General features: G+C 69.3%; 18 protein-coding genes and 1 riboswitch. Of the genes, 10 read left to right on the forward strand and 8 right to left on the reverse strand.

Annotated elements, in window-relative coordinates; translation table 11 throughout:
• Positions 1-32 precede the first annotated feature (32 nt).
• The 3 genes from G528_RS0112110 to G528_RS0112120 are packed head-to-tail and all read left to right on the forward strand — an operon-like array spanning position 33 to position 2,579.
• The gene (locus G528_RS0112110) at positions 33-1,658 is read left to right on the forward strand and encodes an acyl-CoA carboxylase subunit beta (protein WP_026919201.1); all 1,626 of its coding nucleotides are present in this window, start codon (positions 33-35) and stop codon (positions 1,656-1,658) included.
• Positions 1,659-1,689: 31 nt separating this feature from the next.
• On the forward strand, positions 1,690-1,926 hold the full coding sequence (locus G528_RS0112115) for an acyl-CoA carboxylase subunit epsilon (RefSeq protein ID WP_026919202.1): 237 nt from the start codon (positions 1,690-1,692) through the stop codon (positions 1,924-1,926).
• Positions 1,923-2,579: a Maf family protein gene (locus tag G528_RS0112120; protein WP_026919203.1), complete on the forward strand. Its 657-nt coding sequence runs from the start codon at positions 1,923-1,925 to the stop codon at positions 2,577-2,579. The genes G528_RS0112115 and G528_RS0112120 overlap by 4 nt, the downstream gene beginning before the upstream one ends.
• Here G528_RS0112120 and G528_RS18460 read toward each other — a convergent pair.
• The 3 genes from G528_RS18460 to G528_RS0112135 all read right to left on the reverse strand — a co-directional run bounded on the left by G528_RS18460 (position 2,576) and on the right by G528_RS0112135 (position 5,174).
• On the reverse strand, positions 2,576-3,154 hold the full coding sequence (locus G528_RS18460; protein WP_156890436.1) for a hypothetical protein: 579 nt from the start codon (positions 3,152-3,154) through the stop codon (positions 2,576-2,578). The two genes, G528_RS0112120 and G528_RS18460, sit on opposite strands and share 4 nt — an antisense overlap.
• A gap of 296 nt (positions 3,155-3,450) precedes the next feature.
• Entirely contained in the window at positions 3,451-3,804 is a 354-nt protein-coding gene (locus G528_RS18465; protein ID WP_156890437.1) for a hypothetical protein, read from the reverse strand.
• Positions 3,805-4,262: 458 nt separating this feature from the next.
• Positions 4,263-5,174 carry a neutral zinc metallopeptidase gene (locus G528_RS0112135; RefSeq protein ID WP_051198760.1) on the reverse strand — a complete coding sequence of 304 codons (912 nt, stop codon included), beginning with the start codon at positions 5,172-5,174 and terminating at the stop codon, positions 4,263-4,265.
• A 168-nt stretch (positions 5,175-5,342) separates the two neighbouring features.
• Here G528_RS0112135 and G528_RS0112140 point away from each other — a divergent pair, with 168 nt between their 5' ends.
• The 5 genes from G528_RS0112140 to G528_RS0112160 all read left to right on the forward strand — a co-directional run bounded on the left by G528_RS0112140 (position 5,343) and on the right by G528_RS0112160 (position 10,627).
• The gene (locus tag G528_RS0112140; protein ID WP_026919207.1) at positions 5,343-6,236 is read left to right on the forward strand and encodes a sulfurtransferase; all 894 of its coding nucleotides are present in this window, start codon (positions 5,343-5,345) and stop codon (positions 6,234-6,236) included.
• 37 nt (positions 6,237-6,273) lie between these two features.
• Positions 6,274-6,699 (forward strand): SufE family protein, encoded by a 426-nt coding sequence (locus G528_RS0112145; RefSeq protein ID WP_026919208.1) that lies wholly within the window; start codon positions 6,274-6,276, stop codon positions 6,697-6,699.
• Positions 6,700-6,715: 16 nt separating this feature from the next.
• Complete coding sequence (locus tag G528_RS0112150) at positions 6,716-8,230, forward strand: condensation domain-containing protein (protein WP_026919209.1); 1,515 nt, start codon at positions 6,716-6,718, stop codon at positions 8,228-8,230.
• Between the two features lie 214 nt (positions 8,231-8,444).
• Positions 8,445-10,253 carry an acetyl/propionyl/methylcrotonyl-CoA carboxylase subunit alpha gene (locus G528_RS0112155; protein WP_026919210.1) on the forward strand — a complete coding sequence of 603 codons (1,809 nt, stop codon included), beginning with the start codon at positions 8,445-8,447 and terminating at the stop codon, positions 10,251-10,253.
• Between the two features lie 23 nt (positions 10,254-10,276).
• Positions 10,277-10,627, forward strand: coding sequence for a hypothetical protein (locus G528_RS0112160; RefSeq protein ID WP_026919211.1), 351 nt, complete (start codon positions 10,277-10,279; stop codon positions 10,625-10,627).
• A 42-nt stretch (positions 10,628-10,669) separates the two neighbouring features.
• Here the strand turns inward: G528_RS0112160 and G528_RS0112165 are convergent, their stop codons facing one another.
• On the reverse strand, positions 10,670-12,070 hold the full coding sequence (locus G528_RS0112165) for an amino acid permease (protein WP_051198779.1): 1,401 nt from the start codon (positions 12,068-12,070) through the stop codon (positions 10,670-10,672).
• Between the two features lie 120 nt (positions 12,071-12,190).
• Entirely contained in the window at positions 12,191-12,775 is a 585-nt protein-coding gene (locus G528_RS0112170) for a glycosyltransferase family protein (protein WP_026919213.1), read from the reverse strand.
• A gap of 162 nt (positions 12,776-12,937) precedes the next feature.
• Between G528_RS0112170 and metE (G528_RS0112175) the strand changes: the two genes are divergently transcribed.
• Both metE (G528_RS0112175) and metE (G528_RS0112180) read left to right on the forward strand, forming a co-directional pair.
• The gene (gene metE / locus G528_RS0112175; RefSeq protein ID WP_026919214.1) at positions 12,938-15,253 is read left to right on the forward strand and encodes a 5-methyltetrahydropteroyltriglutamate--homocysteine S-methyltransferase; all 2,316 of its coding nucleotides are present in this window, start codon (positions 12,938-12,940) and stop codon (positions 15,251-15,253) included.
• Between the two features lie 104 nt (positions 15,254-15,357).
• Positions 15,358-15,572: riboswitch (cobalamin riboswitch) on the forward strand.
• Positions 15,573-15,701: 129 nt separating this feature from the next.
• The gene (gene metE / locus G528_RS0112180) at positions 15,702-17,999 is read left to right on the forward strand and encodes a 5-methyltetrahydropteroyltriglutamate--homocysteine S-methyltransferase (RefSeq protein WP_026919215.1); all 2,298 of its coding nucleotides are present in this window, start codon (positions 15,702-15,704) and stop codon (positions 17,997-17,999) included.
• Between the two features lie 52 nt (positions 18,000-18,051).
• Here the strand turns inward: metE (G528_RS0112180) and G528_RS0112185 are convergent, their stop codons facing one another.
• The 3 genes from G528_RS0112185 to G528_RS0112195 all read right to left on the reverse strand — a co-directional run bounded on the left by G528_RS0112185 (position 18,052) and on the right by G528_RS0112195 (position 21,542).
• Positions 18,052-18,702 carry an NUDIX hydrolase gene (locus G528_RS0112185; RefSeq protein WP_051198761.1) on the reverse strand — a complete coding sequence of 217 codons (651 nt, stop codon included), beginning with the start codon at positions 18,700-18,702 and terminating at the stop codon, positions 18,052-18,054.
• A gap of 3 nt (positions 18,703-18,705) precedes the next feature.
• Positions 18,706-19,857: an acyl-CoA dehydrogenase family protein gene (locus G528_RS0112190; RefSeq protein ID WP_026919217.1), complete on the reverse strand. Its 1,152-nt coding sequence runs from the start codon at positions 19,855-19,857 to the stop codon at positions 18,706-18,708.
• An 80-nt stretch (positions 19,858-19,937) separates the two neighbouring features.
• Positions 19,938-21,542: a PucR family transcriptional regulator gene (locus G528_RS0112195; RefSeq protein WP_084638184.1), complete on the reverse strand. Its 1,605-nt coding sequence runs from the start codon at positions 21,540-21,542 to the stop codon at positions 19,938-19,940.
• Between the last annotated feature and the right edge of the window lie 107 nt (positions 21,543-21,649).

Raw genomic sequence — 21,649 nt, forward strand, 5'->3', positions numbered from 1 at the left:
AGCGCCCGCTCGGGAAGTTAGCATCGATGGCTATGACGACAGCTTCGCGCGACGAGGGCGCTGCACCCGACATCCACACCACGGCCGGAAAGCTCGCCGACCTGCGCAACAGGCTCGCCGACGCGGAATGCCCCGTCGGTGAGGCCGCAGCGGAGAAGGCCCACGCGAAGGGCAAGTTCACCGCACGCGAGCGCATCACCCACCTGCTGGACGAGGGCTCGTTCGTGGAGCTCGACGCCCTGGCTCGCCACCGGTCGACCAACTTCGGCCTGGCCGACCGCCGGCCGCTCGGCGACGGCGTCGTCACCGGGTACGGCACCATCGACGGCCGCGAGGTCTGCGTCTTCAGCCAGGACGCCGCGGTGTTCGGCGGCAGCCTCGGCGAGGTGTACGGCGAGAAGATCGTCAAGGTCATGGACCTCGCGCTCAAGACCGGTCGCCCGCTGATCGGCATCAACGAGGGCGCGGGCGCCCGCATCCAGGAGGGTGTGGTCTCCCTCGGCCTGTACGGCGAGATCTTCGAGCGCAACGTGCGCGCTTCCGGCGTCATCCCCCAGATCTCCCTGATCATGGGGCCCGCCGCCGGCGGCCACGTCTACTCCCCCGCACTGACCGACTTCGTGGTGATGGTCGATCAGACCAGCCAGATGTTCGTCACCGGCCCCGACGTCATCAAGACCGTGACCGGCGAAGACGTCAGCATGGAGGACCTCGGCGGTGCCAACACCCACATGACCAAGTCGGGTGTCGCCCACTACGTCGCGCAGGACGAGGAGGACGCCCTCGACTACGTGAAGGAGCTCCTCGGGTACCTGCCGTCGAACTGCCGCGCGGAGGCTCCCCGCTTCCCGGTCGCCGACCGGGTGGGCGCCATCGAGGACAACCTCACCGACGAGGACATCGCCCTCGACACGATCATCCCCGATTCGCCGAATCAGCCGTACGACATGCACGAGGTGATCCGGAACCTCCTCGATGACGACGAGTTCCTCGAGGTGCAGGCCGAGCGCGCGATGAACATCGTCGTCGGCTTCGGCCGCATCGACGGCCGCAGCGTCGGCATCGTCGCCAACCAGCCGACCCAGTTCGCCGGCTGCCTCGACATCGACGCGTCCGAGAAGGCCGCGCGCTTCGTGCGCACCTGCGACGCGTTCAACGTCCCGATCGTCACGCTCGTCGACGTCCCCGGCTTCCTGCCGGGAACCGAGCAGGAGTACAACGGCATCATCCGGCGCGGCGCCAAGCTGCTGTACGCCTACGGCGAGGCCACCGTCGGCAAGGTCACCGTCATCACCCGCAAGGCCTACGGCGGCGCCTACGACGTGATGGGTTCCAAGCACATGGGCGCCGATGTGAACCTCGCGTGGCCGACCGCGCAGATCGCCGTCATGGGTGCCTCGGGTGCGGTGGGCTTCGTCTACCGCGGCCGCCTCAAGGAGGCGGAGGCCAACGGCGACGACGTCGACGCACTGCGCCTCGAACTCCAGCAGGAGTACGAGGACACCCTGGTGAACCCGTATGTGGCCGCCGAACGCGGCTACGTGGACGCCGTGATCCCGCCGAGCCACACGCGCGGCCAGATCGCCAACGCCCTCAAACTGCTCGAGCGCAAGCTGGTCCAGGTCCCGCCGAAGAAGCACGGCAACATTCCGCTCTGATCGTCCCGACCCGTAGAGAAAGGCGGCACCGATGAGTGCAGACCTCGACTCGCCGGCCGGCGACGAGAAGCCGGCCCGGCCGTTCCTGACCGTCGTCGACGGCAACCCCACCGATGAGGACCTGGCCGTGCTGGTCGGCGTCTTCGCCGCTGCCGGCGGATCGTCCGACGACACCGGCGCCCCCCGCAACGACTGGGGTCGTCCCGTCGACAAGTTCCGCACCATGTGGGGACAGCCGGGCAGCTACACCAACCGCGGCGGCTGGTGACCGTCCGCACCCCTGCGACGACCGTCGTTCTCGGTTCGGCGTCGCCGGCACGCCTGCGTGTGCTGCGCGACGCCGGTCTGCGACCGGCGGTCGTCGTGTCGCAGGTCGACGAGGACGCGCTGCTCGGTTCGCTGGCGGGAGCACCGCACGACCGGATCGTCACCCGCCTCGCCGAGGCCAAGTCCGACGCCGTCGTGGAGTCGATCATCCGCGACGCCGGCCCGGCGGCCGCGGACGGCGTGATCCTGACCTGTGACTCGATGCTCTCCATCGACGGTGAGCTCGTCGGGAAACCGCACACCGCGGAGGTCGCCGCACGACGGTGGCGGTCGATGCGCGGCACCGAGGGGCTCCTCATCACCGGTCACTGCGTCCGCCGCCTGTCCGGCGGAGCGGTGATCGGGACGGCGGTCGGCAGCCGGTCGACGACCATCGCGTTCGCCGACGTCTCCAACGAGGTCATCGACCGTTACGCGGCCACCGGCGAACCGCTCGAGGTGGCCGGCGGGTTCACCCTCGACGGTCTGGGCGGCTGGTTGATCGACGGCGTCGACGGCGACCCGTCGTCGGTCATCGGCATCAGCCTGCCGCTGGTGCGCAGCCTCCTCGACGAGGTCGGCGTCGACGTCACCGACCTCTGGACCGTCGGCTAAACCGACTTCGGGGTGCGCGCGAGGCGGACGGTCCCGATGATCGCCAGGACGACGCCGGGCACCGAGACGATGAGGCCGCCTGCGGTCCGCCAGCCGAGGGTTCCGACTACCGTTCCGAGTTCGAACGTCGGGGCGGCGATCACGTCGACGGGGGTGTGGCAGGCCAGCGTGTAGGTTCCCGGTTCACCCGCGGTCACGCGGGCGAACGACTCGTAGCGGGTTCCGTTCACGAGGGTGTTCAGCGTGCCGGCCGGCTCGTAAGAGATGTCCGCGACAGCGCCGTCGGCGGTTGCTCCCGTGCACCCTCCGTGGGCGGCGTGTACGAGGTCGGCGACGGGCGCGAGCAGCAGCACGGAGTCATCGGCATCGATCTCGATGGTCGCCGTCGGCGCAAGGTGAGCGGCGTTCTCGCCGTAGCCGAGGGCGTGTGGCACGAGGGCGAAGCTGCCGATGAGGATGCCGATCACCGGGCCGGAGACAGTGAGCGCTGCGCCGATGACGAGAGCGACGATCGCGCCGGTCCGCGACCGCGCAGACTGCGGGAGAGCCTGCTGGTTCGGGACCGGCGGGATCACCGGGTGCTGCCGCCGAGGAGTCGGGCGCGCTCTGCCACGCCGACCAGTCCGTAACCGGTGCCACCGGCCTCTGACGACACGGATACCGATAGCGCGGTTGGTCACCGTCAGGTGCACGCCGGAAGCCGTGGTCTCGAGCCTCAGCATGACCGGCATCCCGGGAGCATGCCGGGCCGCATTGAGGAGGACTTCTTTGAGCACGCTCAACACCGTCGAGGCGCAGGCATCGTCGACCGGGTCAGCGGCACGGATCGTTGATGTCACCTCGATGCCGCGTTCGATCTGGAGGGTGCCGATCAGGCGCGCGGCCGCGTCGGAGAGCGGGAGTCGGTCGGGCTCGTCATGTGTGTCGTCTGCGCGGAGAGTGCGGACGACGGTGCGCATGTTCTCCAGTGCCCAGGCAGTCTTCTGCTCGATCTCCGGAAGGATGGGCGGTTCCGTTCGGTCGTGGTGGCTTCGGCGTGGATCGCGCGGGCGTGTGCTCCAACCAGACGTGCGTGCTCGGCGGCTTCTTCTGCGCGCCGGCGCTGGAAGCGGAAGCCGAGCCCCAGCACGCCGCAGGCGATGAAGAAGAACCCCACCTCGACCAAGAGGAGCAGCCCGGCCTCGGCAACGGTCAGCGCATAGCCGATGGCCAGCAGCTGGTACACCTTCGTACCGGCGACAAGCACCCACCCGGCGGCGATCGCGATGCCCGCACGAGCGAGGGGCGGTACGCGGTGAGTGCGAACACGCTGAACCATAGTGGAAGGGCCAAGCCCAGATCGGTGGAACCGGTCGCGAGTGCGCTGACCAGATAGATGCCCAGCGCCGCGGCGAAGACGGTGTATCCAAGCAGGGAGGCTGGGGCATCGGCACCGGACGTGAGCAGTGCGAAAACCACCCACACATAAAGGGCTCCGGCCAGGAGGCTGAGGCCGCCGACGGCGAACGTGGCGGTGCGCTCGCTGCGGTGTGCGGCCGGGGCGGGCGTTGTTTCCATGCCTCCATCATCTCGGGCACCAGTGGCCGCCCACCTCTGTCTCGCGACAGATTTTCTGCGTCTCGCCGGACGGGAAGCGTGATCGGTATGGTGCCCGGGGAGGCTGGACCGTCGGCTGAGAAGTCGTCAGGCCGAACGCAGGACGGCGGGCCAGTACGCCTGAAGACAGTCCCCCGGGGTGCCCTGGCGCTTCAGATTGTCCGAGAATCCCTTCCACAGGGCCTTCGCCCGGGCGAGCGACGTGCCATGCCCCTGACCGGGGGCGGGATCGCCGATCGAGATGATGAGCATCGCCGCCTGCGCCATCTCCTTGAACGACAGGTCCTTGCGTCCGAACACCGTCGCGGCCCAGTTCCCCGCGAAGCAGTCGGCCAGGAGTTCGGGGGCATCGCCCGTCGGCCCCTCCCTCTTGTCCATCGAGTACGCCTCGAGCAGCCGGTACATGACGTTGTGGCCGTACTCGTGCGCGATGATCGTCGCCGCAGTGAAGTCGCCGAGGAGGATGCCCGAAGAACCCATCAGCTTTCCGTCCCACATCTCGGCGAAGGTGGTGACCGGCAGGATCACCGACCCCTTCCGTGCGGTCCCGCCGCCGTCGGGCTCCGAGTCGAGCAGGCAGTAGAAGGCGTTCGGGTAATCGCTCGGTATGCCCGAACGGAGCTCGGTGTCCTTGAGGCATTCGCTGCGGTAGCTCGTCCCCGGCGTGATCAGCACGCGTCCCGCCGCCGCGTTCTCGATGTTGAGTTCGGCGAACCACTCCTGCCAGACCGATTCGAGATCGTCGAGGACCGCGGTCAGGTAGGCGGGAACGGTCGTCGACGCGTTGGCCGCGGTGACACCGGATTCGGCCAACCGCTTGGACGAGAACACCGGCAGCTCGGGGCATTCGGACGCCGAACAGCGGATCGGGTCCTTCATCGCCTCCCGGCGCGGTGTTCCGGACACCGCGCATCCGGCGAGCAGGACCGCGGTGACCACCGCGAGGACCAGGGCACACGCCTGCGGACGAGAACGCCCCAGCGGGGAGGACGACGACATGACCGGAACGCTAACACCCGCTCGGAGAGTTCGCCGCCGCGTGTCATTCGTCCGGTTGCACACCGGTACCGGCGTGTGCCCTCCAGTCGCGATCCGGTCGCGCCGTATGCTGGATTACAGCGTCCGGAATCGGTCGCGACCATCACCAGTAGACGCGGGAGACCCTCAGTGACTGTGGAATTCGATCCGAACCCGGCCTTCACCACATACACGCACCCGGAGCGGCTCGTCACGACCGAATGGTTGTCGGCGCACCTGGGGGCCCCGGGTCTGAAGATCATCGAATCCGACGAGGACGTCCTGCTCTACGACATCGGGCACATCCCGACGGCGCAGAAGGTCGACTGGCATCTGCACCTCAACGATCCCGTCACCCGCGACTACATCGACGGCGAGAAGTTCGCCGCGCTGATGAGCGAGAAGGGCATCGAACGCGACGACACCGTGGTGATCTACGGGGACAAGAGCAACTGGTGGGCCGCCTACGCCCTGTGGGTGTTCACCCTGTTCGGCCATGAGGACGTGCGCCTGCTCGACGGCGGCCGCGACGCCTGGATGGACGAGCAGCGCGAGACCTCGTTCGACGTCCCGGTGTACCCCCGCAGCGACTATCCCGTCGTCGAGCGCGACGACTCGGTGATCCGGGCATACGCCGACCAGGTCCTCGACGTGCTCGGCGAGCAGCCGCTCATCGATGTGCGGTCCCCGCAGGAGTACACCGGCGAGCGCACGCACATGCCCGACTACCCGCAGGAGGGTGCCCTGCGCGGTGGTCACATCCCCACCGCGATCTCGATCCCGTGGGCGAAGGCCGCGGCACCGGACGGCCGGTTCCGTTCGCGCGCCGAGCTCGAGGAGATCTACGCCGACTTCGATCCGTCGACGCCGACCATCGCGTACTGCCGGATCGGTGAGCGATCGAGCCACACGTGGTTCGTCCTCACCCACCTGTTGGGCTTCGAGAACGTCCGCAACTACGACGGCTCGTGGACCGAGTGGGGAAACCGGGTGCGGGTCCCGATCGTGGTCGGCGAGGAGCCCGGCGAGGCCCCGAAGGCTTGATCGAGCCCCGTCCCCGAACCCGAATCGGAGCGATCGCATGACACTGCCATCCTCGCTCGCCGAGATCGTCGACGATTTCGGCGCCATGTCCGACCCCGACAAGATTCAGCTGCTCCTGGAGTTCGCCGGAGACCTGCCGGATCTGCCCGAGGAGCTCAAGCCGGAGGCCATGGAGCCGGTGCCGGAGTGCCAGTCGCCGATCTTCCTGTCGGTGGACGCCGCCGACTCCGGCGCCGTCCGGCTGTACTTCAGCGCACCACCCGAGGCACCGACGACGCGCGGGTTCGCGGCGATCCTCCACGAAGGCCTCGACGGCTCCTCCGCCCGCGAGATCATCGACGTCCCCAACGACTTCTTCCACGATCTCGGGCTGGCGTCCGTGGTGTCTCCGCTGCGTCTGAACGGCATGGCCGGGATGCTCACCCGCATCAAACGCCAGGTTCGCGAACAGACCGGGATCTGACGGGCATCCGACGGGCATGGACTTCCTGCAGATCCTCGACGCGCCGATCGAACCCGGTGGCCTCGTCGAGTGGATCCCGACTGTGCCCGGAGGTCTCGGCAGTTGGCGCAGGGATCCGCGGGAGACGTCGCACAATCACGAGCAGCACCTCCGGTCCGCATTCGAATACCGGGTGGCGACGCGGCGTGAGGGCGGACGGGAGTCGTGGCTCGGCGTGGCGATCGACTTCGCCGAGCCGATGTCGGTTCCGGCGATCCGCGCCGCGCTCAGTGCGTACATCGATCGTCACGAGGTCCTGCGGACCCACGTCGTCCTGAAGGCCGATCGGGACGCCCACTACCGCACCGAGCGATACACGGCCGACCCCGACACCGTGCACGTCACGATGTCGCGGATCGGGTGGTACACCGAGACCGCGCTGTTGCTCGAACAGATCGCCGGATCCTTCGACCGCGCGACGGCTCCGCTGCACTGGCCCGCCTACCGGTTCGCGACCGTCGCCCGCCCCGACGGCTTCACCCTCCTGTTCGCCGCCGATCACTCGCTGGTCGACGGGTACTCCCTGGTCACGGCCCACTACGAGCTCACCGAGCTGTACCGGTCGGCCCGCGATCGTCGGCCGTCGGTGCTCGGCCCGCCGGGCAGCTATCTCGATTTCAGCGACGCCCAGCGGCGGGAGGCCGACGCAGGCGATGCGAGCCACCCGGCGATCGGCGTGTGGCGCGAGTTCCTGGACCGGTACCGGCATGCGCTGCTCGCGAGCCCGCTCCTCGACCACGATCCGACCGAACCCGCTCTGCACGACGAGGGGTCGGTGGCCGTCGACATCCCCGACATCACCGTCGAGATCCCCGATCTCACCGACGATGTGACCGCGCGGATCGGGTCGGACCCCCTCACGCCCGACGAGCTCAGTTGCCGGCTGCCGCAGCCCTCGCGAACCGCATTGATCCTGGACGACGCCGCCGCGCGCCGACTCGAGGACTTCTGCGCCGCGGCGGGCGCCTCCCTCGTCGGCGGGGTGATCGGAGCGCTCGCACTGTCGTTCCGATCCACCACGGGCGCGCGGGAGTTCGCGTGCATCATGCCCCGTCACACGAGGACCGATCGCACGTGGATCCACTCGCTGGGCTGGTTCGTCGGGCTCGCTCCACTCGCGGTCGACGTCTCCGACGACCCCGCACTGGCGGAGGCCGCCCGCCGCAGCACCGCCGCGCTCGGCGACTCCCGCGACGGTGCGACGCTGCCCTTTCTGCGGGTCGCCGAGATCCTCGACGTCCGCAGCTCGCCGAGTCTGGTGGTCTCGTACATGGACACGCGGAGCACTCCGCGGTCGGATGTCGGCGACGCGGGCGCGGCGCGGGTGCTGCGGAGTCACGCCTACGCGGACGACGAGGTGTACATCTGGGTCAACCGGACTCCGGGCGGATTGCGGATGCACACGCGCTATCCCGCGGGCGACGGACTCGCGATGGAGGCGTTCCTCGACGGATTCGTCGACCTACTCGCGAGTACAGCGAAAGACGGGTAGACAGATTTTCATCCTGCGCGGCAACCCTCGTACCGAGCATTTGCTCGGTACGTTAATGTGAGTCGCGGAGATCACGCCGCCGGCCCCGCCGAGCAGCGTGCCTTGAAGACGCCACACGCGGGACCTCCCGCGCGAGACGCAGCCCGTCGAACCCGGATGGTTGACCCCGTCCCCGACTACGGTCCGCCGCCCCGGCGGTCCTACAGGAGTGCCAGTGACCAGTTCCTCTGAGATCAGTCAGACGACCATCAAGAAGGTCCTCATCGCCAACCGCGGCGAGATCGCGGTCCGCGTGATCCGCGCAGCCCGCGACGCCGGGATCGCCAGCGTGGCCGTCTACGCCGAGCCCGACGCCGATGCGATGTTCGTGCGCCTCGCCGACGAGGCCTTCGCACTGGGCGGACAGACCTCCGCCGAGTCGTACCTCGTGTTCGACAAGATCCTCGACGCCGCCGCCAAGTCCGGCGCCGACGCGATCCACCCCGGCTACGGCTTCCTGTCCGAGAACGCCGACTTCGCCCAGGCCGTCCTCGACGCCGGCCTCACCTGGATCGGCCCGTCGCCGCAGTCGATCCGCGACCTCGGCGACAAGGTCACCGCGCGCCACATCGCCGAGCGCGCCGACGCGCCGATGGCTGCGGGAACCAAGGACCCGGTCGGCGGCGCCGACGAGGTCGTCGCCTTCGCCGAGCAGTACGGCGTCCCCGTCGCGATCAAGGCGGCCTTCGGCGGCGGCGGTCGCGGCATGAAGGTCGCGCACACCGTCGAGGAGATCCCCGAACTCTTCGAGTCCGCCACCCGCGAGGCCGTCGCGGCGTTCGGTCGCGGCGAGTGCTTCGTCGAGCAGTACCTCGACAAGGCGCGGCACGTCGAAGCCCAGGTGATCGCCGACATGCACGGAAACGTCATCGTCGCCGGCACCCGCGACTGCTCACTGCAGCGCCGTTTCCAGAAGCTCGTCGAAGAGGCCCCCGCGCCGTACCTGACCGACAAGCAGCGCGAGATGATCCACTCGTCGGCCAAGGCCATCTGCCGCGAGGCCGGATACTACGGTGCGGGCACCGTCGAGTACCTGGTGCAGGGCGAGACGGTCTCGTTCCTCGAGGTCAACACCCGCCTCCAGGTGGAGCACCCGGTCACCGAGGAGACTGCGGGCATCGACCTGGTCCGCCAGCAGTTCCGGATCGCCGAGGGTCGCGCCCTCGACATCACCGAGGACCCGACCCCGCGCGGCCACGCCTTCGAATTCCGCATCAACGGTGAGGACGCCGGTCGCGGCTTCCTTCCGGCTCCCGGTCCGATCACCGTCTACAAGGAGCCTTCGGGCCCCGGCGTCCGGATGGACTCGGGCGTGCGCGCCGGTGACGTCATCAGCGGTCAGTTCGACTCGATGCTCGCCAAGCTGATCGTGGTCGGCGAGACCCGCGAACAGGCACTCGAACGCGCCCGTCGCGCCCTGGACGAGTACCAGGTCGAGGGCCTGGCAACCGTGATCCCGTTCCACCGCCACATCGTCTCCAACCCCGCGTTCATCGGCCGAGTCGACGAGAACGGGGTCGAGAAGTTCGACGTCTACACCCGGTGGATCGAGCTGGAGTGGGAGAACACCATCGAACCGTTCACCGGCGGCGAACCCCTCGACGACGAGGACACGCCCCGCCAGAACGTCGTGGTCGAGGTGGGCGGACGCCGCGTCGAGGTCTCGCTTCCCGGCGACCTCAACCTCGGCGGCGGCAACGGCAACGGCGGCGCACTGCGTCGTAAGCCGAAGGCCCGCACCCGCGGCAAGGGCGGCGGCGCGGCGGCGTCCGGCGACGCCGTGACCGCCCCGATGCAGGGCACCGTGGTGAAGGTCGCGGTCGCCGAGGGCGACACCGTGTCCGCGGGCGACCTCGTGGTGGTCCTGGAGGCCATGAAGATGGAGAACCCGGTCACCGCCCACAAGGACGGCACCGTGACCGGCCTGACCGCCGAGCCCGGCGGCGCCGTCACCCAGGGCACCGTCCTGCTCGAGATCACGTAGCCGAGCGGATCGTCTGATTCGTCGTGGAGCCGGTCGAAGTCAACGCGGGCGCGTGGTATCTGCGCGCTCTTCGTGACGACGACCGGCTCTCCGACGTTCGGGCCCTGCGCCTCCTCGGGGTCCCCGATCCCGCCGCCTACGTCCGGTCGGCCGACCGCGCGTGGTCCGACGAGACCGCACTGCGGTGGGCCGTCTGCGTGCCGACGACCGGCGAGCTGGCCGCCGTCGTCGGCGTCGACGCGTCCGGCACCGTACGCGGGCTGGCACGTGACGGATTCGCCGACGCCCTCGCCGACGCGGTCGATCCGGCGTCTCGCTGCGCCGCAGCCCTGTTGTCTGTGGACCCGGGACCGCTGCGGACCGCACTGCCCTGAGCGTCGGACCGACCCGAACACGAGTCCGACCCGGGTCGTCGCTCAGCGTCGCGCGGAGCGCGGGACCAACGTGCGGTAGGCGATCACCAACAGCACCAGCCATCCGGCGCCGACGATGAACGACACCCTGGTGTCGGGATCCACGGCGACGACGATCGCGACGAAGACCAGGAACCCCATCGCCGCGATCTGCCCGTACGGCCACAGCGGGACGCCGAACTCCAGGGCCCGTTGCTCCTCGCGCGTCATCGCGCGGCGGGCCCGATACTGCGAGACCAGGATCATCATCCAGACGAACATCGTCGCGAACGTCGCCAGCGAGGCGATCACCAGGAACACCCGGTCGGGCATCACCCAGTTCAGCACCACGGCGAGCAGCAGCGCCACCACCATGATGACCACGGTCAGCCACGGCACACCGCCTGCCGAGACCGCCTTGAGCGACGCCGGCGCCTGACCGCGCTGCGCGAGGCCGTACATCATGCGTCCCGCACCGAAGACATCGCTGTTGATCGCCGAGAGCGCCGCGGTGATGACCACGACGTTGAGCACGGCGGCCGCCGGTGCCAGGCCCAACGATTCGAAGATCTGGACGAACGGACTGCCCTCCCCCGTGATCTCCCGCCATGGGATGATCGCCATGATCACCGACAGCGTGCACACGTAGAACAGCAGGATCCGCACCGGAACGGTGTTGACCGCCTGCGGAATGGTCTTGCGGGGGTTCTGTGCCTCACCGGCCGTGATGCCGATGATCTCGCTGCCGCCGAACGCGAACATCACCACCGCGAAACTCGACAGGAACCCGGCGATCCCGTTCGGCATCACCCCGTCGGACCACAGGTTGCTCACGGTGCTCACCGATTCCCGGCCGTCGTCGCCGCGCACCCCGAAACCGAAGACCAGCACGGCGACTCCGCCGGCGATCATCGCCACGATCGCCACCACCTTCACGAGCGTGAACCAGAACTCGAGTTCGCCGAACACCGTGACACTGCACAGGTTCACCGCCCCGATCAGGAAGACCACGGCCAGCACCCACGTCCAGCGGGGGACGTCGGGGAACCAGAACCCCATGTAGACGCCGAACGCGGTGACGTCGGCGAGGCAGACGACGATCATCTCGAAGATGAACGTCCATCCGGTCAGGAAGCCGGCCAGCGGCCCGAGGTGGGTGGTGGCGAACTCGCTGAAGGAGCCGGCGACCGGATTGCGGACCGACAGTTCACCGAGAGCGCGCAGGACCGCGTAGATCACGGCGCCGCCGACGAGGTAGGCGATGAGGACCGACGGACCCGCTGTGGCGATCGCCTCGGCGGACCCGTAGAACAGACCGGTCCCGATGGCCGAGCCGAGCGCGATGAACCGGATGTGCCGGGCGCTCAGACCACGCGCGAGCGATCCGGTACCGCCCGCGAGAGTCTCGTCTGCCGTATCGCTGATCGCGTGTATCTCCCGTCGTGCACAACGGGGATCGACCACCGTGACCTGTCCCCGACATCCGCAGGTCATCAAATCATCCGAGATCTCGGCGCCGACCGCCAGGTGCCTGGAACGGGGCGTCTACAGCCCGATGGGGGCGGCGTCACCCAGGTCGCTGCAGTCGACGCGGACCATGTCTCCGGCATGAGCGAGGAGATAGCGGAAGACGGGAGTCCCCGCGTCGATCTCGGCGATCGCCTCGCGGATCCGTTCGGCGCCGAGGTAGATCGGCTGCAGCGGTGTCCCGCCGTACTCGGCGCGGCAGATCGCCTCCGGGTCACCGTCGGCCGCCTCGATGACGCGGGCCACGGCACAGGCACCGCTGGTGATGGAGTCGGCGGTCAGGACGACGACGCCCGACATCACCGGGTGCCGGTCGACGAACATCAACGCGCTCTGCGAGGTCTTGTCGAGGCTGTGGTACCACTCGGGCAGATAGAGGGTCGTCGACGTGGTGGCGGGCGCGGGGATCACCCGCTCGCCGAGGGCGACGAAGATCTCCGCGCATCCGCCCGCCGCCAGGTTCGCCGTGCACGTCCAGATCTGTTGGGCCTGCGGGATGTCGACGTCCCCGGCCGGATTCCGCTCGTCTCCGCGAGCCACGAGGACCATTCCGGCGACGGCGTCCGCCGCAACCGCCGAATCACACCCTCCGTCAGACCTCATATGCTTGATTTTACGCGTTCGCCTACCATCGGGCGTGCGACCGATTCCGGCGGCCGAGATGACCATGGAGCCCCTGCCTCTCCCCCGGCCGGAACACGTGCGGACCGACGTCACGTCGCCGACGTCCGCCGTGACGACCCCGAAGCAGGAGAGTTCTCGACCATGTCGGACACCACGCCCGTCAGCCCGTCCCCCGCACCGTTCGCCGCGACCGTCCCCGGCATCGCTCGGATCGGCGCCGACCGGGAGCTCAAACGAGCGGTGGAGGCCTATTGGGCCGGCCGCATCGACGCCGCCGCACTCGCGGGCGTGGGGGCCGCGATCCGACGGGACGGTTGGCACCGACTGGTCCAGGCCGGCCACGACTCGGTGCCCGTCGGCACCTTCTCGTATTACGACCAGATGCTCGACACCGCCGAGATGCTCGGCGCCCTCCCGCCCCGCGTCGCGAGCATCGACGCCCCCCTCGACCGGTATTTCGCAGCGGCCCGCGGCACCGCGGAGGTGGCACCGCTCGACACGACCGGCTGGTTCGACACCAACTACGCGCACGTGGTGCCGGAGATCGGGCCGGAGACCGAGTTCGCCCTCGACCCGTCTCGCCTGCTCGCCGAGCTCGCCGAGGCCGTCGCCCTGGGGATGCCCGCTCGACCGGTGGTGATCGGCCCGATCACGTTCCTGGCGCTCGCCACGGCCGCCGACGGCGGCCCCGCCCCGATGACTCGGATCGACGAGGTCGTCGACCTCTACGTCCGTCTCCTGGCGGTCCTCCACGATGCCGGCGCACCGTGGGTGCAGATCGACGAACCGATTCTGGTGACCGATCTCGTCGACGACCTGTCCGGTCTCGCTCGACGCGTCTACGCCCGCCTCGCCGCCGACGGCCCGCGCCCGCCGATCCTCGTGCAGACCTACTTCGGCGACCTCGGCGACCGGCTCGACGTCCTCCTGGCCGCCGGCGTCGAGGGCATCGGCGTCGACCTCGTGAGCGGTGCCGTCCCCGCCGTCGACCACCTCGATCTGACGTCCACGCATCTCGTCGCGGGCGTCGTCGACGGCCGAAACGTGTGGCGCACCGACCTCGACCGTGCGGCCGACCTCCTCGAGCACCTCCGCCCGCACGTGGGCTCGCTCGCGGTGAGCACATCGTGCTCCACCCTCCACGTGCCCTACACGCTCCGCGGCGAGACCGACCTCGATCCTGCGCTGCACGGGTGGCTCGCCTTCGCCGACGAGAAGTTCGCCGAGGTAGCCGTGCTCGCTCGCGCCCACGCCCACGGTCGCGACGACCAGGCCGTGGCCTTCGAGGTGTCGCGGGCCGCACTCGCCTCGCGGGCGAGCGACGCCCGCCTCCACGTCACCGCGGTGGCCGACCGTCTCGCCGCACTGCGCCCCGCGGACTGGACCCGGTCATCGGTCGCCGACCGGCGCATCGCGCAGGACACCGCCCTGAACCTGCCGCCGCTGACCACGACCACGATCGGCTCGTACCCGCAGACGCGGTCGATCCGCGAGACCCGGCGCGCACTGCGTACGGGATCGATCGACTACGAGACGTACCGGGACCGCATCCAGCAGGAGATCGCCGAGGTCATAGCCCTGCAGGAGCGAGTCGGCCTCGACGTCCTCGTGCACGGCGAACCCGAACGCAACGACATGGTCCAGTACTTCGCCGAACAGCTCGACGGATTCTTCGCCACCCGCAACGGCTGGGTGCAGGCCACCGGATCACTGTGCGTCCGGCCGCCGATCCTGTTCGGCGACGTCTCCCGCCCCGGACCGATGACCGTCGGGTGGACCACCTACGCGCAGTCGTTGACGACCAAACCGCTCAAGGCGATGCTGACCGGTCCCGTGACGATCCTCGGGCGGTCGTTCGTCCGCGACGACCAGCCCCGGTCCGACACCGCCGACCAGATCGCCCTCGCGGTCCGCGACGAGGTCGCCGACCTCGAACGCGCCGGCGTCCCGATCATCCAGGTCGACGAGCCCGCACTCCGCGAGCTGCTGCCCCTGCACGCGGACCGCCGCGCCGACTATCTGGCTCGGGCCGTGCGTTCGTTCCGCATCGCGACGGGCGGCGTGGCCGACTCGACCCAGATCCACACCCACCTGTGTTATTCGGATTTCGCTCCGGTGATCGGCGCGATCACCGAGATGGACGCCGATGTCACCTCCATCGAGGCGGCGCGATCGCACATGGAGATCCTCTCCGAGCTCGTCGACGCCGGATTCGACGGGCAGGTGGGGCCGGGCGTCTACGACGTCCACTCACCGCAGATCCCGTCGATCGACCACATCGTCGACGCGCTCGCCGAGGCACTCGCCGTGGTGTCCGCCGATCGACTGTGGGTGAATCCCGACTGCGGGCTCAAGACGCGGACCGTCGACGAGGCGCGCGCGGCGTTGCGAGCGCTGGTCGTCGCCGCTCGGACCGCACGCAGCAGAGCGAGAGAACTCGCAGGTCAACCGAATTAGAATCATCGGTGAGCACAATTCGTGCCTTCTGTGGCCCGGGCTCCTAGTATCGGGGTCGCAACTGGTTCGCCCGGTCGAGATCACTATGGAGCCCCTGCTTCTCGACGGGCGTCGACGCGGGCGGCGTGTGCCGCACGTCTGAGCCGCGAAGAGGGAATCCGAGTGTGAATCCGGAGCTGACCCGCAGCGGTGAGTCGGAACGACAGTCGTCACCAGCACTGAGATCTCCGTAGCGGAACGATCTCGGGAAGCGACGATCAGTAGGGGCGCTCCGCGCACGCCGACGAGCCCGAAGACCTGCCGGTTGTACCGGGTGCGACCGCATCCGGTGACCGATCGCCTCGTGGACGAGGGCGTACGTTCGAACGGTGCTTGCGTACAGGGGCCGCTTCGCGTCGCCCTGCTGTGGCATCGGTCGTCACGACGAATGCAGGAGAGACGACACGTCATGTCTGACGACAGGGCAACAACGCACGCATCGCAGTTCACGGCCACCGTTCCGGGAATCGCGCGCATCGGCGCCGACCGGGAGCTCAAACGAGCGGTGGAATCCTACTGGGCGGGTCGCATCGACGCCGCCGAACTCGGCCGCGTCGGCGCCGAGATCCGCCGGGACGGCTGGAACAGGCTGCGCCGGGCGGGGCACGATTCCATTCCCGTGGGCACCTTCTCGTACTACGACCAGGTCCTCGACACCGCCGAGATGCTCGGCGCGCTCCCGCCGCGCGTCGCGGGCATCGACGACCGGCTCGACCGCTATTTCGCGGCGGCTCGCGGCACCGACGACGTCACTCCGCTCGAGATGACCAAGTGGTTCGACACCAACTATCACTATCTGGTCCCCGAGATCGGCCCCGACACCCGGTTCTCGCTCGACGCGTCCCGGCTCGTCGACGAGATCGCCGAGGCCCGCGCCCTGGGGGTCGCCGCGCGTCCCGTCGTGATCGGCCCGATCACGTTCCTGGCATTGGCCAAGGCGGTCGACGGTGCCGACGCCCCGCTCACGCGCGTCGACGATCTGATCGGCCTGTATTCGGAGCTGCTCCGGCTGATCGGCGACACCGGGGTCCCGTGGGTCCAGATCGACGAGCCGACGTTGGTCACCGATCAGGCCGACGGACTCGCGGAACTCGCCGAACGCGTCTACCGCGAGCTGTCGGCCGTCACCGGGCGACCCAGGATCCTCGTGCAGACGTATTTCGGTGACGCCGGCGACCGGCTCACCGCGCTGGCGCGCACCGACGTCGACGGCGTCGGCGTGGACCTGGTGAGCGGGACCGCCGAATCGGTCGCGGGGGCCGGACTCGGCGACAAGCTCGTCGTCGCCGGCGTGGTCGACGGCCGGAACGTGTGGCGCACCGACCTCGATCAGGCCCTGACCACCCTCGAGGCGGTCCGGCGCGATGTCGGCGCGCTGGCGGTGAGCACGTCGTGCTCCACCCTGCACGTCCCCTACTCGCTGTCGCCCGAGACGGACCTCGACGGCACCGACGCCGGTCGAACCCTGCGCGGCTGGCTGGCGTTCGCCGACGAGAAGTTCGCGGAGGTGGCGGCTCTCGCGGGTGCGCTGGCCGACGGCAGGCAGGCGCACGCGGCCGAGTTCGACGCCGCGAGGCGGGCTCTCGCGAGTCGCGCCACCGATCCGCGTCTGACGGTGGGCGCGGTGCGCGACCGTCTCGCGGCGTTGACCGCGGACGACTGGACCCGGACGCCGGCGGCCGGCCGCCGGAAGGCTCAGGACGACGCCCTGGGTCTTCCCGCCTTGACGACGACGACCATCGGGTCGTACCCGCAGACGGTGGAGATCCGCAAGGCGCGGATGGCCGCCCGCACGGGGGCCCTCGACGAGGCCGCCTACCGGGCTCGGATGCAGCAGGAGATCGCCGAGGTGATCGCCCTGCAGGAGCGCATCGGTCTCGACGTCCTCGTGCACGGCGAACCCGAACGCAACGACATGGTCCAGTACTTCGCCGAACAGCTCGACGGATTCTTCGCCACCCGGAACGGCTGGGTGCAGTCGTACGGGTCGCGGTGTGTGCGTCCGCCGATCCTGTTCGGCGACGTGGCCCGGCCCGAGCCGATGACGGTCGACTGGATCACGTATGCGCAGTCGCTCACCGACCGGCCGGTGAAGGGGATGCTGACCGGACCGGTGACGATCCTCGCGTGGTCGTTCGTCCGCGATGATCAGCCGCTGATCGACACCGCCCGGCAGGTCGCTCTCGCCATTCGCGATGAGACGGTCGACCTGGAACGGGCCGGTGTCTCGATCATCCAGGTCGATGAGCCGGCGCTGCGCGAACTCCTCCCCCTGCGGGCGGCCGATCGTGCCGAGTACCTCGACTGGGCGGTGACGGCGTTCCGCATCGCGACCGCGGGGGTCGCGGACGCCACGCAGATCCACACGCACCTGTGTTATTCGGAGTTCGGCGAGGTCATCGGGGCGATCGCGGATCTGGATGCCGATGTCACGTCGATCGAGGCGGCGCGTTCGCACATGGAGGTCCTCGCCGATCTCGACTCGGCGGGATTCGCGAACCAGGTCGGGCCCGGTGTCTACGACATCCATTCGCCTCGTGTTCCGAGCACCGAGGAGATCACCGAGTCGCTGCGGGAGGCGTTGGCCGCGGTGACTGCCGACCGGCTGTGGGTGAATCCGGATTGCGGACTCAAGACTCGGCGGACCGACGAGGTGGAGGCTGCTCTGCGGAACATGGTCGCCGCCGCGCACGCAGTGCGCACCTGACACCGCGCACGCAGTGCGCACCTGATACTGCGCTCACGGCCGCGGCTGTCGGTCAGCTCCAGGCGAAGGGCGGTTGCTCGAGGTGATCGACGCGGGTGCGGCGATCCCGCAGCACCACCTCTGCGAACTGATAGAGCACCGCGGCCGTGGGCGCGTGCACCAGGTCGTCGGCGATCGGGAGTTGGATCACCGGTCGATCGGATTCGGGGATCGACACGAACCGCGCCGGCGCCAGGAGGTCGCCGAACGGGATGAAGTGCGTCTCGGCGACTTCTGCGGGGTTGGGTGTGAGGACCGGGTCGGCGTCGAGCCAGCACACCACGGGTGTGATCCGGTACCCCGACCGGGTGCGGTAGTCGTCGAGCAGGCCGAGCACCGACTCCGGCCCGGCGGTGATCCCGGTCTCCTCATGCAGTTCGCGCACCGCTGCCGCGACGGCGTCCTCGCCGGGGTCGACGCGTCCGCCGGGGAGCGCGAACTGTCCCGGATGGTTGCGCATGGTGTCGGGTCGTTTCAGGAGCCACACCCCGTGGCCGCCGCGACGGCGGACCACGGTGATCGCGACCGCCGAGATCCGCAGTCCGGCGGGGTCGACGGCCGTCCGGCGCCACGAGGCGACGCGGCGCGCCGCGACGTCTCGCGTGATGTCTGGGACATCCGGGTCTGGGACATCCGGGTCTGGGACGGCTGACTGTGGGGTCATGGCTCAGAGTCCGCCTCGCTGCACCAGTTGCGAGGCGATGACATTGCGCTGGATCTCGTTGGTGCCCTCGCCGACGATCATGAGCGGCGCGTCCCGGAAGTAGCGTTCCACGTCGAATTCCGTGGAGTAGCCGTAGCCGCCGTGGATTCGGACGGCATCGAGTGCGATCTCCATCGCCACCTCCGAGGCGAAGAGCTTCGCCATTCCCGCCTCCATGTCGCAGCGTTCGCCGCGGTCGTACCGTTCCGCGGCGTGCCAGGTGAGCTGGCGGGCTGCGGAGAGCTTGGTCGCCATATCGGCCAGGTGGTTGCCGACGGCCTGGTGCTTCCAGATCGGACGGCCGAACGATTCTCGCTCCTGCGCGTAGGCCAGCGAGTCCTCCAACGCGGCCGTCGCGACGCCCAGGGCCCGTGACGCCACCTGGATGCGGCCGGTCTCCAGCCCCTTCATCATCTGTGCGAAGCCGTGGCCGGGGATCCCGCCGAGGACCGCGTCGGCGCCGACCCGATAGTCGTCGAAGACGAGCTCGCACGATTCGACGCCCTTGTACCCGAGTTTGGGCAGGTCCCGCGACACCGTGAGTCCCGGACCGTGCTCGCACAGAAGCACCGAGATGCCGCGGTGTCGGGGCTCGGCACGCGGATCGGTCTTGCACAGCAGGGCGATCAGCCCCGACCGGCGCGCATTGGAGATCCACGTCTTGGCTCCCGTGACGACCAGCGCGTCGCCGTCGGTGCGGGCGACGGTCGTGATGGCTTGCAGATCCGATCCCCCGCCCGGTTCGGTGAGCGCCATCGTCGCCCGCAGTTCGCCGGTCGCCATGACCGGCAGATATCTCTGCTTCTGCTCCTCGGTTCCGAACAGGTCGAGCAGCTTCGCCACGACGGTGTGTCCGCCCATCGCCCCGGCCAGGCTCATCCACCCGCGCGCCAACTCCTGGGTGACCTGCGCATAGCAGGGCATCGAGACGGGTGCGCCGCCGTACTCCTCGGGTACCGCGAGCCCGTACACGCCGAGGCGTTTCATCTGCTCGATCCATGCCTCGGGGTACTCGTCGGCGTGCTCCATCTCGCGGACCGATCCGCGGACGTCGCGGTCGATGAAGGCCCGGACCGTCTCGATCAGGAGTCGTTCCTCGTCGGCGAGTCGGGTCATGTGGGTCCTCCGGTCGGTATCGGTGATGTGCGCGTCCATTGCATCCCGGTCGGGAGCACGAGGTCAAACGTCATCGTCCGTCATCGTCGCCGACCGTCGACGGCGAGCATGATCGTCGTCAGCAGCCGATCGGCGGGATCGTCGAACCGCAGGTCCGACAGCTGCTGCGCACGGTTGAGTCGGTAGCGCAGCGTGTTCGCATGCACCCCCACCGCGCGCGCCGCATCCCGCACGCTGCCGTGCGCGTCGAGGTAGGCGCGGACGCTGGGAACCAAGCCGCCCTCGTGGCGCGCGTCGTACTCACGCAGTCCGGTCAGTCGCGGGTCGACGAGGTCGTCGCGCGCCGCGAGCGTCTCCAGGATCTCGCCGAGCAGCACCGCTGTCCGCGACTCGGCGAGGGTCGTCACGCGAGCTGAGCCGTCGGACGTCGCAGCGAGCACCCTGTCGACCTCGCTCCGGGCACCGGGAACGTTGGCGAGCCCGGCCAACGGCGACACGAGTGCGGCGTGGAGCGTCGCGTCACCCAACGCCGGATCTCCGTCGAACCGCGTGACCAGACCGCGGAGCCACCCGATGAGGGCGGACTCGCTCGTCGCGGGAAGCAGTAGGTACGCGCGGCCGTCCATCACCGCGGTGAGCGCCGCCGGCGCGTATGCGCTCGCGTGCAGTCGCAGTGCACCGCCCACCGCACCCATCGCATCGCTGCGACGGCTCTCGTCACCACCCGTCGTGGTCACCCCGACGACCGCGACCGGATCGTCCACCGGCCAACGCAGGTAGGCGCCCGCGGTGGCCGGGTCGACGCCGCCGTGCGCACCGAACACGCGCTGGACGAGACGTTCCTCGGTGGACGGCGCCCGCATCTCACGGGTCAGGATGCGCGCAGCGACTGCAGCCGCACCGGTCAAGACGTGAGCGGCATCGTCCGCGAGCGGTGCCGCGCCCTGTTGAACCCAGATCGACCCCAGATGTCTCCCCGAGGACGAGTGGACACCGACGACGAGGCGGCGGCGCATCAGGTGATCGGGATCCTCGGGCACATCGACCACCTCGCCACCGCGGCGAATGGTGTCGAACACGCCCCATGTCCGCAGGAGTTCGAGATATCGGGCCGGCCCTGCGCGACCGAGGATCGTCTGCACCCGCAGGTCGTCGGCCTCACCCTTGGACGGCGAATAGGCGAGCACCCGTGCGCTCGTCGCGTCTTCGATCGACACGAGTCCACCGGTCCCCTGCGCGATCAGTTCGACGAGACCGACCAGGTCGACGGCCCCACCGCCTGCCTCGGCCTCGGTCTCCTCGACGCGGTCGAGTTGCGCCTGGACCATGCCGAGCACCCGGTCCCATCTGGCGCGCTGGTCGATCACGACCACCGTGGTCCCGGCGTCCCCGGCGGCACGACGGACGGCGGCGTCGACCGACGAGCGCTTGACCATGAGGGCTGCGGGAGCCCCCGGAGCACGCACGGGCAGCCCCGCCAGCCAGTGTGCGACGGTCGGTGCGTCGACGCCGACGGCGATAACCGCATCGGTGGGGGCCGCACGGGTCTCGACCAGATCGTCGATGTCGAGCATCGACACCGAGCAGATGATCGATTCGGGGTCGGGCGGCACCGGAACGTCGGCGACCGCCGTGTCGAGCGCTGCGATCACGTCGAGGAGCACCGCCCCGTTTCCCGTCATCATGGTGGTCCGATTGTTCCACCCGATATGGAATTCCGCACAAGGTTCTTCGACACAGTTCGTGGGATCCGACGATGATCGTCCCGATCGACTCGACGTCTACTGACACC

This window comes from Gordonia shandongensis DSM 45094 (assembly GCF_000423025.1).
GTDB lineage: Bacteria > Actinomycetota > Actinomycetes > Mycobacteriales > Mycobacteriaceae > Gordonia > Gordonia shandongensis.

What these genes read in the sequence shown, in the direction of transcription:
- G528_RS0112115 (WP_026919202.1), top strand. Translation starts at nt 1,690, where the DNA reads ATGAGTGCAGACCTCGACTCGCCGGCCGGCGACGAGAAGCCGGCCCGG.
- G528_RS0112135 (WP_051198760.1), bottom strand. Translation starts at nt 5,174, where the DNA reads ATGTCGTCGTCCTCCCCGCTGGGGCGTTCTCGTCCGCAGGCGTGTGCC.
- G528_RS0112145 (WP_026919208.1), top strand. Translation starts at nt 6,274, where the DNA reads ATGACACTGCCATCCTCGCTCGCCGAGATCGTCGACGATTTCGGCGCC.
- G528_RS0112150 (WP_026919209.1), top strand. Translation starts at nt 6,716, where the DNA reads ATGGACTTCCTGCAGATCCTCGACGCGCCGATCGAACCCGGTGGCCTC.
- G528_RS0112170 (WP_026919213.1), bottom strand. Translation starts at nt 12,775, where the DNA reads ATGAGGTCTGACGGAGGGTGTGATTCGGCGGTTGCGGCGGACGCCGTC.
- G528_RS0112195 (WP_084638184.1), bottom strand. Translation starts at nt 21,542, where the DNA reads ATGATGACGGGAAACGGGGCGGTGCTCCTCGACGTGATCGCAGCGCTC.
- G528_RS0112185 (WP_051198761.1), bottom strand. Translation starts at nt 18,702, where the DNA reads ATGACCCCACAGTCAGCCGTCCCAGACCCGGATGTCCCAGACCCGGAT.
- G528_RS0112110 (WP_026919201.1), top strand. Translation starts at nt 33, where the DNA reads ATGACGACAGCTTCGCGCGACGAGGGCGCTGCACCCGACATCCACACC.
- G528_RS0112190 (WP_026919217.1), bottom strand. Translation starts at nt 19,857, where the DNA reads ATGACCCGACTCGCCGACGAGGAACGACTCCTGATCGAGACGGTCCGG.
- metE (WP_026919215.1), top strand. Translation starts at nt 15,702, where the DNA reads ATGTCTGACGACAGGGCAACAACGCACGCATCGCAGTTCACGGCCACC.
- metE (WP_026919214.1), top strand. Translation starts at nt 12,938, where the DNA reads ATGTCGGACACCACGCCCGTCAGCCCGTCCCCCGCACCGTTCGCCGCG.